General features: G+C 73.3%; 10 protein-coding genes and 2 pseudogenes. 8 read left to right on the forward strand and 4 right to left on the reverse strand.

Annotation, left to right across the window (positions count from 1 at the left end; all coding sequences use genetic code 11):
• Entirely contained in the window at positions 1–2,235 is a 2,235-nt protein-coding gene (locus HEP85_RS16315; RefSeq protein WP_168528400.1) for a bifunctional glycosyltransferase/CDP-glycerol:glycerophosphate glycerophosphotransferase, read from the forward strand.
• A complete protein-coding gene (locus tag HEP85_RS16320; RefSeq protein WP_329288138.1) occupies positions 2,232–3,557 on the forward strand; it encodes a hypothetical protein in 1,326 nt (441 codons plus the stop codon). The genes HEP85_RS16315 and HEP85_RS16320 overlap by 4 nt, the downstream gene beginning before the upstream one ends.
• 116 nt (positions 3,558–3,673) lie before the next feature.
• Here HEP85_RS16320 and HEP85_RS16325 read toward each other — a convergent pair whose 3' ends face one another.
• Positions 3,674–4,087 carry an organic hydroperoxide resistance protein gene (locus tag HEP85_RS16325; protein WP_168528401.1) on the reverse strand — a complete coding sequence of 138 codons (414 nt, stop codon included), beginning with the start codon at positions 4,085–4,087 and terminating at the stop codon, positions 3,674–3,676.
• 124 nt (positions 4,088–4,211) lie between these two features.
• Here HEP85_RS16325 and HEP85_RS16330 point away from each other — a divergent pair, with 124 nt between their 5' ends.
• Positions 4,212–4,721 carry a MarR family winged helix-turn-helix transcriptional regulator gene (locus HEP85_RS16330; protein ID WP_168528402.1) on the forward strand — a complete coding sequence of 170 codons (510 nt, stop codon included), beginning with the start codon at positions 4,212–4,214 and terminating at the stop codon, positions 4,719–4,721.
• On the opposite strand, the gene HEP85_RS16335 is transcribed toward HEP85_RS16330, so the two are convergent.
• Positions 4,707–6,311 (reverse strand): glycosyltransferase family 39 protein, encoded by a 1,605-nt coding sequence (locus HEP85_RS16335; RefSeq protein ID WP_248001955.1) that lies wholly within the window; start codon positions 6,309–6,311, stop codon positions 4,707–4,709. The two genes, HEP85_RS16330 and HEP85_RS16335, sit on opposite strands and share 15 nt — an antisense overlap.
• Positions 6,312–6,419: 108 nt before the next feature.
• Between HEP85_RS16335 and HEP85_RS16340 the strand changes: the two genes are divergently transcribed.
• From HEP85_RS16340 to galE, 3 genes and pseudogenes are all read left to right on the forward strand, one after another.
• A complete protein-coding gene (locus tag HEP85_RS16340; protein ID WP_168528403.1) occupies positions 6,420–7,688 on the forward strand; it encodes a glycosyltransferase family 87 protein in 1,269 nt (422 codons plus the stop codon).
• A gap of 55 nt (positions 7,689–7,743) precedes the next feature.
• Positions 7,744–9,340, forward strand: a pseudogene (locus HEP85_RS16345) (glycosyltransferase).
• Positions 9,341–9,451: 111 nt separating this feature from the next.
• Positions 9,452–10,441 carry a UDP-glucose 4-epimerase GalE gene (galE, locus tag HEP85_RS16350; protein ID WP_168528404.1) on the forward strand — a complete coding sequence of 330 codons (990 nt, stop codon included), beginning with the start codon at positions 9,452–9,454 and terminating at the stop codon, positions 10,439–10,441.
• A gap of 34 nt (positions 10,442–10,475) precedes the next feature.
• Here galE and HEP85_RS16355 read toward each other — a convergent pair whose 3' ends face one another.
• Positions 10,476–11,429 (reverse strand): oxidoreductase, encoded by a 954-nt coding sequence (locus HEP85_RS16355; protein WP_168528405.1) that lies wholly within the window; start codon positions 11,427–11,429, stop codon positions 10,476–10,478.
• A 99-nt stretch (positions 11,430–11,528) separates the two neighbouring features.
• On the opposite strand from HEP85_RS16355, the gene HEP85_RS16360 reads away from it, so the two are divergent.
• Positions 11,529–12,143, forward strand: coding sequence for a TetR/AcrR family transcriptional regulator (locus HEP85_RS16360; protein WP_168528406.1), 615 nt, complete (start codon positions 11,529–11,531; stop codon positions 12,141–12,143).
• A gap of 61 nt (positions 12,144–12,204) precedes the next feature.
• Positions 12,205–12,621, forward strand: a pseudogene (locus tag HEP85_RS16365) (ADP-ribosylglycohydrolase family protein); the annotation flags it as partial.
• Between the two features lie 69 nt (positions 12,622–12,690).
• On the opposite strand, the gene HEP85_RS16370 reads toward HEP85_RS16365, so the two are convergent.
• Positions 12,691–13,359: a TetR/AcrR family transcriptional regulator gene (locus HEP85_RS16370; protein WP_168528407.1), complete on the reverse strand. Its 669-nt coding sequence runs from the start codon at positions 13,357–13,359 to the stop codon at positions 12,691–12,693.
• Between the last annotated feature and the right edge of the window lie 97 nt (positions 13,360–13,456).

Raw genomic sequence — 13,456 nt, forward strand, 5'->3', positions numbered from 1 at the left:
GTGCCCCGCTTCAGCATCATCGTCCCCGTCTTCAGGGTGCAGGGCTTTCTGCGCGAGTGCCTCGACTCGGTCCTGGACCAGTCGTACACGGATCTCGAGGTGATCGCCGTCGACGACTGCTCGCCGGACGGCTGCGGCGCGATCCTCGACGAGTACGCGGCCCGCGACCCGCGCGTGCGGGTGCTGCACCTGCCTCGCAACGTGGGGCTCGGACGCGCCCGGAACGCCGGAATGCCGTACGCCGGCGGCGAGTTCCTCCTCTTCCTGGACAGCGACGACACGCTCACACCGGGCGCCCTGCGCGCCATCGCCGACCGCCTCGACGAGACCGCTGCCCCCGACGGCCCCACCGGCCCCACCGGCCCCGATGTGCTCGTGTTCGACTACGCGCGCACCTACTGGTGGGGCGGGACCCGCCGCAACGTCCTCGCGCATCTGCTGTCCGAGGCGGGGGACGGCACCTTCCGCGCCGCCGAGCACCCGGAGATCCTCGAACTGCTGATGGTGGTGTGGAACAAGGTCTACCGCCGCGAGTTCGTCGAGCGGGAGGGCTTCACCTTCCCGCCCGGCTACTACGAGGACACGCCCTGGACCTTCCCGGTCATGCTCAGCGCCGACCGGATCGCCACGCTCGACCGGATCTGTCTGAACTACCGGCAGCGGCGCCAGGGCAACATCCTGTCCACCACCAGCCGCAAGCACTTCGACATCCACGACCAGTACGAGCGGGTCTTCGCGTTCGTGGACTCCCGTCCGGAGCTGGCGCGCTGGCGCCCGTATCTGCACCGCAAGATGGGCGAGCACTGTCTCGACATCCTCGCCAAGCCGGACCGGCTGCCCGCCTCCGACAAGGGCGAGTTCTTCGCGCGGACGGCCGCGCTCTTCCGCAAGCACCGCAACGGCCCCGTGCCGCCCGAACTCCGCGTCCTGCTGGGCGGTTACGCGCGTTACCGGGCCCGGCGGCAGGCGGCCCGCGCCGGCGGGGAGCTGGTCCGGCGCGGGCAGCAGGCGCGCTCGGCCGCGGTCACCCGGATCAAGCGCGGCTGGTCCGCGGCGCACGAACTCCGGCCACTGGACCCCGGCCTGGCGGTGTACTCGGCGTTCTCGCACCGCGGGGTGCTCGGCGATCCGGGTGCCGTCTACCGCGCGGCCCGTGAACTCGCCCCGCACATCCGGGGGGTGTGGGTGGTGCGCGCGGATCAGGTGGCGCTGCTGCCGCCCGGCGTCGAGCACGTCACGCCGGACTCGCTCGACTACCGCCGGGTGACCGCGCGGGCCACGTACTTCGTCAACAACGTCAACTGGCCCGGCTCCCTGGTCAAGCGCGAGGGCAGCGTGCACATCCACACCCACCAGGGCACACCGCTGAAGTACATGGGCGCGGACCTGCTGGGCAAGCCCGGTGCCCGGCACGGCTTCGACGTGCCGCAGATGCTGCGCCGCGCGGACCGCTGGGACTACAGCCTGGTCGCCAACCGCCACTCCGAGCTGGTCTGGGACCGCGCCTACCCCTGCCACTTCACCTCGCTGCGCACCGGCAGCCCCCGCAACGACCTTCTCGTGCGGGCGCGGCCCGAGGACGGACTTCGGGTCCGGGCGCGTCTCGGCATCCCGGCCGGCCACCGGGTGGTGCTGTACGCGCCGACGCGCCGCGACTACGTCAGGGGCGGCCACCTCGACCGTGTCGATCTCGCCCGGTTCGCCGACGACCTCGGCGAGGGCCACACCCTCGTCGTCCGTCTGCATCCCTCGCTCGTGGACGGTCCGGCGCGCGGGGCGGGTCTGTCCGAGCTGCACCGGCGCGGGGTCGTGGTCGACGCGACGGACGAGCCGCACGTCGAGGAGCTGATGCTCGCCTCCGACGTACTGGTCACGGACTACTCGGCCCTTCTGTTCGACTACGCCAACCTGGACCGGCCGATCGTGGTGCACGCCGACGACTGGGGCGCGTACGCGGCGAGCCGGGGCGCCTACTTCGACATCACGGCCGACGCACCGGGTCATGTGGCCCGCTCCTACGAGGAGCTGGCGCGGCTGTTCGCGTCCGGGGCGTGGCGGGACGCGGAGTCGGCGCGGCTGCGTGCCGGATTCCGGGCGCGGTTCTGCGCGTTCGACGACGGGCGGGCCGCCGAGCGGGTGGTGCGGACGCTGATGCTCGGTGAGCACGTCGAGGGACCGGCGCCCTCCGTCCAGGTGCCCGCACAGGCGGAGCACGACGTCCTCACCTCGTCGTGAGCACCCCGGTGGACCTGCTTCCGGGCTCCAGGCCCGCGCGGTTCTGGGTGATCGTCCTGGCCGCCGTCTTCGCCGTCCTGCAACTCGCGAACATCACCGGCCGGGACACCCCGGACAGCAAGAACTACCTCTCGTACGCGCTGAGTCTGGGCGGCGCGGGCAAGCAGGAGGCGGCCTCGCTCACCATCGACTACGTCTGTACCGGCAGGGCCTCCCTCGCCCGCCGTGACCAGAGCGTCGACGTGCTGCGCTTCCACGCGCCGAGCCCCACCCGGCGGGTCTTCGAGGAGTGCCGGCGCGAGCAGTGGGAGGGGGTGTCGAAGCGGCTGCGGGCCGGGCAGACCTCGGGGCACACCGTGCCGTTCATGTCGGCGCGCTTCATGCGGATCTTCGAGGCGCGGCCCGGGTATCCGGCGCTGCTGGCCCCGTTCGTCACGGTCCTCGGGGTGAAGTGGGGCGTGTGGGTGTCGAGCGTCCTCGTCACCGTCGCCGGGGGCGTGCTCGCCTTCCTCGTACTGCGCACCCTGCGCGCCCCCACCGTCGTGGCCCTGACCGGGCAGGCGCTCTTCTACGTCCTGCCGTGCGGGACGACCGCGATGCGCCCGATGACCGAGGGTCTGCTGCTGGATCTGACGCTGGCCGCGCTGTGGGGCTGCGCGCTGGCGCTGGAGGGCCGTGCGCGGGCCGGGAGCCTGCTGGTCGGGGGCTCGCTGGCGGCGCTCTTCACGGTGAAGCACTCGCAGGCGTTGTTCCTCGGGCTGTGCCTGGCGGGCGCGTGCGCGGTGACCGGCGTGCGGCACGGAGGTCTGCGCCGGCCGTTGCGCGGGCTCACGCCGCCGCTCAGGGCGATCGGGGCGGTGGCGGCCGGGGCGGTCGTGGTCACGCTCGTCGCGGCGCGGGCGCTGCGCTACCCGGCCGAGTCGGAGAGCCTCCAGGACCTGCTCACGGGGCACTTCGCCGTCCCGGACCGCGCCCGCCCGTGGCCGGAGTTCCTGCATCTCGAAGCCGACTTCTGGGTGGAATGGCTGCGCCGGGAGCTGTGGGAGCCGTTCGTCCTCGCGGCACTGGCGGCCGGGGCGTGGGGGGTTGGGCGGCGGCGTCCGGCCTTCGCCGTCCTGCTGCTCGCGGGCGCGCTCACCGGCGTCCTCAACCAGGCCGGGCATCCCGACATCACCATCTACGGGGACCGGCTGATCGTGCTGGTGTGGGTGCTGCCGGTGGTGGGGCTCCCGCTGCTGCTGGAACAGGCCGTACGGCCACGGGCGCGGGGCCTGGACATGGTGCCGGGGCCGCTGCGCACGGACAGCGGAGTCACCCGATGAGGTGTAGGGCGGGGCATGCGGGTGGGTCCGGCACACCGCGGGGCGGCGAGGGCCGGACGCGCGGATCCCCGTGCCCCTCGCGGGCGCGGGGGGCACGGGGACGGCACGGTGCGGTACTACTCGACGACGAGCTCGACCTGGATGTTGCCGCGGGTCGCGTTGGAGTAGGGGCAGACCTGGTGGGCCTGCTCGACCAGCTTGCGGCCGGTGGCCTGGTCCACGGAGTCGGGGAGCTCGACGCGCAGCGTGACGGCGAGGCCGAAGCCCTCGCCCTGCTTGCCGATGCCGACCTCGCCGGTCACCGCGGCGTCGCTGACGTCGACCTTCGCCGCGCGGCCGACGAGGCCGAGGGCGCTGGCGAAACAGGCGGCGTAACCGGCGGCGAACAGCTGCTCGGGGTTGGTGCCCTGCCCGTTGCCGCCCATCTCCACCGGCACGGCCAGCTGGAGGTCGAGCTTGCCGTCGGAGCTGACGGCACGACCGTCACGGCCGTGGGTGGCGGTGGCGACAGCGGTGTAGAGCGCTTCCATGAAGACCATCCCTCTCAGATGAATGTCCTGTCGGAGCGGCCGGTCCGGCCGTCTCACGGACTCGATTAGAGCACACAATTAAATTGCACACAACTTAGTGACGGACGAGAGCTATCCTGTGGGTATGACCGCCATGCCGACCCCGCATCCCCAGGCCCCGCCCGACGGGGACTACCTCCGTCTCGACCAGCAGATCTGCTTCTCCCTCAACGCGGCGTCGCGCGCCTTCGGCGGCGTCTACCGGGTGATCCTCAAGGACCTCGGGCTGACCTACCCGCAGTACCTCGTGATGCTGGTGCTGTGGGAGCACGGCGAGCTGCCCGTGAAGAAGGTCGGCGAACATCTGCGGCTCGACTCCGGGACGCTGTCGCCGCTCCTCAAGCGCCTGGAGGCGACCGGTCTGGTACGGCGTGAGCGCAGCGCCCTCGACGAGCGCTCCGTGCACGTCCACCTCACCGACGAGGGCACCGCCCTGCGCGAGCGCGCCCTGCGGGTGCCGCGCCGGATCGCCGCCGCGACGGGCTTCGAACTCGACGAGATCGTCGAGCTGCAGTCCCGGCTGGACCGGCTGACGGTCGCGCTGGACGACGCGGCCCGGAAGGAAGCGCCGGACCCGGCGTCAGGCCGGGACTAGACCGGCGCCGGACCTGCGCCAGACCGGCCGGAGGGCGACTCCCGGGTCGTCCGCCGACGGGTGGCGTACATACAGGCGCAGGGTGACACCCCGGCGCGCGAGTTGCTCGCGCAGGGTGAACTCCTCGCCGATCACGGCGAGTTTGACCCGCTCGGTCGGGGTGTGCGGGTGCCAGCCCGACCGCAGCGCGAACGGCGCGGCGACCAGCCACACATGGTCGAGCCCGGCGAGCCGGCGGCGCAGTTCGGCGGGGCCCTCCTCCTCGCCGTACAGCGTCCCGGAGGCCGTCGCGGAGGCCCGCAGCGCGATGTCCCGGGCCCCGCGGAAACCCTCCGGATAGGCCAGCGCGGACCGCCGCGCGAGTGAGGGCAGGAACAACACCGGGTCACCGGGGCGCAGTTCGCGCCCGACGGCGGCGGAGACGGCGGCGAGGTTGTCGGGGCGCCGGCTGGGGGTGCGATCCTGGCACAGCAGCGGGAACTGGGCGGTGAGCGCGAGCGCGACCGCGAGGACTCCGGCGAGGGCGGCCACCGGCAGCCGCATCCTCGTCCGCGCCGTCCACGGCGGCCTCGTCCCCCTCCACCGCTCCCACGACCGGGCCACCGCCCGCGCCAGCCGGTCCGTCCCGGCGGCGGCCAGCAGCGGCGCCCCCGCCAAGGCGTAGAGGACGTACCGCTCGTCGTACAGCGGCCAGAAGCGGGAGACCGTGATCAGCACCGCGGGCGGCAGCACCATCAGCGGTGCGGCGACCGCCGCGAGGGTCACCTCCCCGCGCGGCACCTGCCGCAGCACCCCCAGGGCGACCAGGAACAGGTAGGGCACGAAGACCGGTTGGGTCGGCCCGGCGAACGCCCGCAGCAGCCGGTCCACGCTCTCCCAGTCCGGCCGCGTCAGCCACGCGACCTGCCCGGACTGCCCGTGCGAGACCAGGACCAACGGCGACAGCACCAGCACCGCCCCTCCGGCCGCGCGCCCCCAGCGCCGCCAGACCCGGCGCGGCAGCCGGGCCGCGGCCAGGGTCGTGGCGTGCGCGAGCAGCAGGAGCACCGCGAACTCGTGCAGCAGACAGGTCACGGCGACCGTCGCGCCGTACGCCCACCAGACCCCCGTCCCCGCCGACCGCACGCCCCTGACCAGGAGCAGCGTCGCCCCCGCCGCGCCCGCCGCGACCAGCGCGTACGACCGGCCCTCCTGCGCGAAGTGCCCGGCCATGGGGGTGACCGCGTACAGCAGCCCCGCCCACAGGCCGACCCGCGGGCGGCACAGGCGGACGCCGAGGGCGGCGACGAGGCCCGCGGCGGCCGCGGCGCCGCAGACCGAGGGGAGCCGGAGCGCCACCTCACCGGGATCGGAGGCGAGGACGGCGTGCATGAAGAGGTAGTACAGGCCGTGCACCGCGTCCACGTGGTGGAGCAGGTGCCAGATCTGCGGAACCGAGCGCCGCGCGACCTGGAAGGTGGCCGCCTCGTCGCGCCACATGCCGCCGCGGTCGAGCCCCCAGAGCCCGAACGCGAGCATGACGAGCACGGGCAGCAGGACCGCCACGACCTCCGCGACGACCACCGGACGGCCGGCTCCGGACCGCTTCATCAACACCCTCACCCTGAGACCTATTTAGTACTATTAGCCAACCTTTGCAGGGTCATGACGGCGTATCACCGCCCCTGAGGCATTCAGGAAGCTTACGATCCGGCATTGATGAGCGTTTACCTGAGCCCCCGACACCGCCTGTTCTCCCTCGCCGCGGCCTGGGCCGTCACCCGCGCCCTGATGCTGTGGCTGCTCGCGCACGACAACCTCGCCGTGCTCGGCGGCGGCGGGGTCTCCCGCGAGGTGAGCCATCTGTACTTCCGCTGGTACGGCGTCCTGTCGCACGGCGCCTGTCCGGCGGGCGACCGGCTGTGGCAGTACCCGCCGGGTGCGGGCGCGGTCCTGCTCTCGCCCGCTCTGCTGCCGGGCCTGACCTACCCGCAGGCCTTCGTCACCCTCACGCTCCTCGCGGACGCCGTGATCGCGGTCGCACTCGTGCGCGCGGGTTCCCGGGCGGGCCGCAGTCTGCGGGGCGCGACGCTGTGGACGCTGGGCCTTCCGCTGCTGCTGCACGTGCCGCTCGCCCGTTACGACGTACAGGTCACGGCGTTCGCGGTGATCTCCCTGCTGGCCCTGAAGCGCTCCCCGCGCGCGTGCGGCGCGTTCGCCGCGTGCGGCGCCCTGGTGAAGGTCTGGCCCGCACTGGCCCTGCTGGGCACCCCGCGCGGCCGTACGACCCGGGCGGCCTGGACGTCGGCGGTTCTCTCGGCGGCCGTCCTGCTCGCCGTCCTGACAGCTGCCTTCAGCGACCCCTTCGACTTCCTGCGCCAGCAGGGCGGCCGGGGCGTGCAGATCGAGTCGCTCGGCGGCACGGTCCTCGGTTTCGCGCGCCACGCGGGCTGGCGGGGCAGCGTGCGCTACCAGTACGGCGCGATGGAGTTCGTGGGCCCGCACGTCCCCACGGTCGCGACGGCCTCGCTCGCCCTCACGCTCGTCTGCTTCGGGCTCCTGCTGCTGTGGCGGGTGCGCGCGCGCCGCTGGACGCTCGCCACCCCGAACGACGCGGCGCTCACCGCCGTGCTGCTGTTCACGGTGAGCAGCCGGGTGATCAGCCCCCAGTACATGGTGTGGCTGCTCGGCCTGTCCGCCGTCTGCCTGACCTCGCGTCACACCACCCAGCGCCCGGTGGCCGCACTGATCGTGGCGGCGACCGCGGTCAGCTCCGTGGTCTACCCCGGCCTGTACGAGGAGGTCACCCGGAGCACCTGGACGGGCTGTCTGCTGATGCTCGTACGCAACGGGCTGCTGGCGACGGCCGCGGCGCTGTCCTTCACCCGGCTGTGGCGTTCCGGCCTCCCCTCGACGAAACGGCCGGAGCCCGCCACGCCCGTCCAGGACCCGCGCCCGGCCCCCGCCGTCTCCCCGACCGGACACTGAACACCCCCTCAACGGAAAATTACTGCCATCCCCTACGATTTCGGCCAGTGAACTCATGAAGCCTCAAGCCGCGCAGGTCTGTGTCGTCGTCATCGGGTACAACGACGCCCCCCATGTGACGGACGCGGTGCGCTCGGCACTCGCGCAGGGCCCGGCCGTCCGGGAGGTGCTCGCGGTCGACGACCGGTCGACCGACGGGAGCGCCGACCTGCTCGACCGCCTCGCCGCCGGCGAGCCGCGCCTGCGGGTCGTCCGGCGCCGGGAGAACAGCGGCGGCTGCGGCAGCCCCCGCAACGACGGCATCGACGCGACGACCGCCCCGTACCTGATGTTCCTGGACAGCGACGACGTGCTGCCGCCGGGCGCGGTCGACGCGCTGCTCGGCGCGGCCCTGGAGCGGCGGGCCGAGGTCACGGCCGGCCTGTGCGTGCGCCGTGAACTGCCCTCCGGGCGCGAGACCCCGTGGCAGCGCGCGCTCTACGCCGAACCGGCCGTGTTCCCCCACCCTTCCCGGCGGCCGCGCCTGGTCCACGACACCCTCTGCGTCAACAAGCTGTACCGCACCGACTTCCTGCGTGAGCACCGCGTCCGCTTCCCCGAAGGCCGCCACCCCTACGAGGACTTCGTGTTCACCGCGCGGGTGCTGGCCGCCGGGCCGCGCGTCGCGCTGATCCCCGACACCGTGTACGTCTGGCACGTACGGCGCACCGCCGAGCGGCTGTCGATCTCGCTCGACCGCGCCGACATCGACAACTGGCGGGCCAGGACCGAGGCCGGCCGCGCCGCCCACGCGATCCTCCTCGGCGCCGGCGAGAAACGCCTCGCGCGCGCCGCGCACGCCAGGTTCCTCGACCACGAACTGCGCATGTACGCCCGCGAGCTGGAGCTGCGCACCCCCGCGTACCGGCGTGCGTGGTGGGACCTCACCCGCGCCCATCTGGCGTCGTTCGACGCGGCCGACCTCACCGTCGACCCGACCGCCCCCGGCCGTCTGATCGCCCGGGTCGTCCTGGCCGCCCCCGGTCCCCGCGACCTCCCCCCGGCTCAAGGAACTCGCCGCCCGCCCCGCACGGCTGCGGCCGCCGTACGCGCGCGCCGCCGACGGCACACCCGTCTGGTCGCACGACCTCCCCCAGGTGACGCTGGACCACCTCCTGCTGCGGCCCGCGCACGTGCTGCCGGCCGCCGTCGACGCCGAACTGCGGCCCCGCGCGCGTGCGGCCCTGCTGCGGCTGCGCCTGCACGACCTCTACGGGCGGATCGCGCAGGCCGGCCCGGCCGCGGCGGACGTCACGTTCGCGCACCGGGAGGAGAAGCGGACGGGCCCGAGTCTGAGGGTGGCCCTCGCGCCGGACCCGGACCGGGGCAGCTGGTCGGCCGAGACGCCGGTGGACCTGTCGGCGCTGGGCCACGGCACCTGGGACCTGCGGCTGCGCCTCCACTTCCGCGACGGCACGCACCGGGACGTCAGCGCCCACGCGGTCGGCGGCCCGGGTCTGCTGCGCCGGCGCGCGGTCCCGGACACCCGGCACGGCGTGCTCCTGGTGCAGCCGTACCGCACCCACGCGGGAGCACTGGCGCTGCGGCTGGCGCCCGGATGGAGAGGAATGACCGAAGTGGTACGCCGTCGCCTCGGCCGCCTGCTTCACTGAGAGGCGGCCATGTCACCGGTCCACGCCGGTCCAGGGCCACCCCACCGGACCACGACCGGCGGCACCGGCACCGGCACCATCATCGGTCCACCGACGAGAGGACGACCGTCCATGACCTGGCTGATCACCGGCGGCGCCGGTTACATCGGGGCGCACGTCGTGCGCGCGATGCGGGATGCGGGCGAACAGGCGGTGGTCTACGACGACTTGTCCACGGGCATCGCGGAACGGGTGCCCGAGGGCGTACCGCTGGTGGTCGGATCGACCCTGGACGCGGGGCCCCTGGCCCGGACGCTCACGGAGCACGCCGTCACCGGCGTGGTCCATCTGGCGGCGAAGAAGCAGGTCGGCGAGTCCGTGGACCTGCCGCTGCACTACTACCGGGAGAACGTCGAGGGGCTGCGGGTCCTGCTGGAGGCCGTGACGGCGGCCTCCGTCCGCTCCTTCGTGTTCTCCTCCTCGGCCGCGGTGTACGGGATGCCGTCGGCCGCGGCCGGGGAGCTGGTGACGGAGGAGACCCCGTGCGTGCCGATGAGCCCGTACGGCGAGACGAAGCTGGCGGGCGAGTGGCTGGTCCGCGCGACGGGCCGGGCGACGGGTCTGTCCACCGCCTCCCTGCGCTACTTCAACGTGGCGGGCGCGGCCACTCCCGAACTCGCGGATGTAGGGGTCTTCAACCTCGTCCCCATGGTCTTCGAGAAGCTCACGCAGGACGCGCCGCCGCGCGTCTTCGGGGACGACTACCCGACACCCGACGGAACGTGCGTCCGTGACTACATCCACGTGGTCGACCTCGCGGAGGCCCATGTGGCCGCGGCCCGCGCGCTGGACGCCTCGCCCGGCCGGGACCTGACCCTCAACATCGGTCGTGGCGAGGGTGTTTCGGTCCGCGAGATGATCGACCTGATCAACGCGGCCACCGGCTACGACCGCCCGCCGGTGACCGCGCCGCGCCGCCCGGGCGACCCGGCGCGGGTCGTCGCCTCGGCCGACCGCATCCGCGGGGAGCTGGGATGGAAGGCGAGGTACGACGTCCAGGACATGATCACTTCGGCCTGGGCGGGATGGCTGCGGCTGTACCCGGAGGCGGCACGCGGCTGACCCCGGCCGCCCCACGGAAAGGGCCGACCCGGCGTCAGCCCCCCGCCACGACCGCTCGTGCGGCCTCGCCCAGCCGGGGGAAGGTGACGCCGGTCAGCTCCTCCGAGGCCCGCCACAGACGGACGGCGGAGACCGGGTCGCTGGCCGCGGCCGAACGGCCGACGAGGGTCGGTCCGCCGCGCATCTCGCCGAACCCGTCCGGTCCGACATAACCGGCGCCCGGCAGGTCCTGCGTGGCCGCGTACAGCGTGGGCAGCGCGCCGGCCCTGTTGTCCTGGGCGATGAACCGGTTGCCCACCGCCATCAGCGCGCGGCGCACCACGCTGGCGTCGTGGCCCTGGAGGCCGGTGGCGGCCCAGCCGGGGTGCGCGGCCAGTGCGCGTACGGGCGATCCCGCCGCCGCGAGCCGGCTCTGCAGCTCCAGGGTGAACAGCAGGTTGGCCAGCTTGGACTGGCCGTAGGCGGTGATGGGCGCGTACTCGCCCGTGAGGTTCAGGTTGTCGAAGTGGATGTGGGTGCTGCCGGGAATCCGGTGGGCCCCCGAGGACACGGTGACCACGCGGTCGGTGACGTGCGGCAGCAGCAGGTTGGTGAGGGCGAAGTGCCCCAGGTGGTTCGTCCCGAACTGCATCTCGAAGCCGTCCTTGGTGCTGGCCTCGGGGATGTTCATGACGCCCGCGTTGTTGATCAACAGGTCGAGGTCGCCCCGCCAGGACGCGGCGAACTCACGGACGGAGGCGAGGTCCGCCAGGTCCAGCCGGCGCACCTCGACGCTGCCGTGGACGGTGCGGGCGGCGGCCTCGCCACGCTGCGGGTCCCGTACGGCGAGGACGACATGGGCACCGGCCCGCGCGAGGGCGTCGACGGTGGCGATGCCGAGCCCGCTGTTGGCGCCGGTGACGACGGCGGTGCGGCCGGTCTGGTCACCGATGTCGCCCGCGCTCCACTTCTTCTTGCTCTGCTCGACAGCCGAGTCCTTGGTAGCCATGGCCTCAATGTAGGCGTCGCCAACAATGCTGTCAACGACAACAATGATGGCGATGCCCACAATGTTGTCGCCGGTTACATACCGGATAGACTGCCGCCCATGCAGACCCGCCCTCGCCCCTACCACCACGGAGACCTGCGCGCCGCACTGCTGGCCCGCGCGGAGGACACCCTCAGGGAGAAGGGGCCCGCCGCGCTCTCCCTGCGCGAGCTCGCCCGCGACCTGGGCGTCAGCCACGCCGCGCCGAGCCGCCACTTCAAGGACAAACAGGCCCTCCTGGACGCGCTGGCCCTGACCGGCTTCGAACGCCTCAGCACCACCCTGGCCGCCTCACAGGAGACCGCGGGCGACTCCTTCGCCGACCGGCTCGGCGCCCTGGCCCGCAGCTACGTCGGCTTCGCCACCGCCAACGCCGAACTCCTCGACCTCATGTTCTCCATCAAGCACGACCCCGCGGCATCCGAAGCCCTCGTCCAGGCCTCCCAGGGCATGTCCGTACTCGCCACCGACCTCATCGCCGAAGGCCGCCGCACCGGCGAGGTCCGCGACGCCCCCCTGGACGCCATCGCCATCCCCATGTTCAGCACCCTCCACGGCTTCGCCAGCCTCGCCGTCAGCAGCACGCTGCCCCCCGGCACCCTCGACGCCAACCTGGACGACGTCATCGCCCACACCCTCCGCGGCTGCGCACCCGACCACCCCACACCGCACTGACCCACACCACACTGACCCACCCCCCAGGACACCCCGTACGCTGCCCCGATGACCGGACCCCGTGAACTCCGGAGTCCTCGGCTGCGTGCTCGGCTCCGCCGTGGGCGACGCGCTGGGCGCGCCCTTCGAGTTCGGCCCCGAGGGCGCCTTCTCGGCACGCTTCCCGCAGCCGGGGCACGGCGGGGAGATGTGCGGAGGCGGAGGGTGGGAGCCGGGCGAGGCGACCGACGACACCCAGATGGCCGTGCTGGTCGGGGAGTCGCTGCTGGACCGGGGCGGACTCGAACTCCCCGACGTCTTCCGGAGGTTCCAGCGGTGGGCGGCCGCGGAGCCCAAGGACATCGGGCTGCAGACGGAGGCCGTGCTGGGCAGCGGGGACCCCTGGGACCTAGCCGCCGGACTGCACTTCCAGGTCAGCCAACGGGCGGCGGGGAACGGGGCGTTGATGCGAGCCGCCCCCTCCGCCGTGCACTTCGCGCGGCAGGGGACCACGCCCGTCGGCGTCAGCGGCGCCGCACGGATCCGGACCGCGCCGTGGCCGGACCCGCTACAACGCCCGCAGCGCCGCCGCAGTCGACCGGGCCAGGCTCGCCAGGTACCCCTTCGGCAGCTTGGGGCCGCGGACCACGACCGAGCGCCAGTACAGCGGCCCCGACATGAGGTCGAGCGCGAGTTCCAGGTCGATCCCCTCGTCCAGCTCGCCCCGCGCGGCCGCCGCCGCCACGATCCCGCTCGCCACTCCCTGCTGCCCCTCCCGCAGCGCCTCCTGGAGGGCCCGCGCGATGTCGGGGTTGCGCGCCGCCTCGGCCTGGAGGTCCGGGATGATCTGGCCGGCGACGGGGTGCCGCAGCGCCCGCGAGGTGACCTCGTACAGCAGACGCAGGTCACCCTCCAGGGAACCCGTGTCCGGGGCGGGCAGCCCCTGCACCGCTATGGCGGAGACGAGGTCGAGGACCAGATGCAGCTTGGAGCGCCAGCGCCGGTACACCGCCGTCTTGCCGACGCCCGCGCGACGCGCGATGCCCTCGATGGACATCCGGGCGAAGCCGACGGCCGCGAGTTCCTCGAAGACGGCTGCCCGGATCGCCTCGGTCACGTCCTCCCGCAGCACGGCCGCACCGGCGGGAGCCCTACGACGCGGGGCCTTCCCGGCAGCACTCTCCGCGCCCGCGGCGGCACTCGTGGTGTCGGCGTTCGTCGTCATACCGACCAGCATAGGCCGTAGCGACGAAACGGTTGCGTTCCGACGCTCCAAAGCTCTAGGCTCCCGTTGCGACGATACGGTCCCGTCCCGACGTAAGCTACTGGCAAAG

The organism is Streptomyces sp. RPA4-2, from assembly GCF_012273515.2.
In the GTDB taxonomy this organism is placed as follows: domain Bacteria; phylum Actinomycetota; class Actinomycetes; order Streptomycetales; family Streptomycetaceae; genus Streptomyces; species Streptomyces kaempferi.

Excerpts from the sequence above, each read along its gene's own strand:
- HEP85_RS16325 (WP_168528401.1), bottom strand. The coding sequence starts at position 4,087 with ATGGAAGCGCTCTACACCGCTGTCGCCACCGCCACCCACGGCCGTGAC.
- HEP85_RS16330 (WP_168528402.1), top strand. The coding sequence starts at position 4,212 with ATGACCGCCATGCCGACCCCGCATCCCCAGGCCCCGCCCGACGGGGAC.
- HEP85_RS16335 (WP_248001955.1), bottom strand. The coding sequence starts at position 6,311 with ATGAAGCGGTCCGGAGCCGGCCGTCCGGTGGTCGTCGCGGAGGTCGTG.
- HEP85_RS16340 (WP_168528403.1), top strand. The coding sequence starts at position 6,420 with ATGAGCGTTTACCTGAGCCCCCGACACCGCCTGTTCTCCCTCGCCGCG.
- galE (WP_168528404.1), top strand. The coding sequence starts at position 9,452 with ATGACCTGGCTGATCACCGGCGGCGCCGGTTACATCGGGGCGCACGTC.
- HEP85_RS16355 (WP_168528405.1), bottom strand. The coding sequence starts at position 11,429 with ATGGCTACCAAGGACTCGGCTGTCGAGCAGAGCAAGAAGAAGTGGAGC.
- HEP85_RS16360 (WP_168528406.1), top strand. The coding sequence starts at position 11,529 with ATGCAGACCCGCCCTCGCCCCTACCACCACGGAGACCTGCGCGCCGCA.
- HEP85_RS16370 (WP_168528407.1), bottom strand. The coding sequence starts at position 13,359 with ATGCTGGTCGGTATGACGACGAACGCCGACACCACGAGTGCCGCCGCG.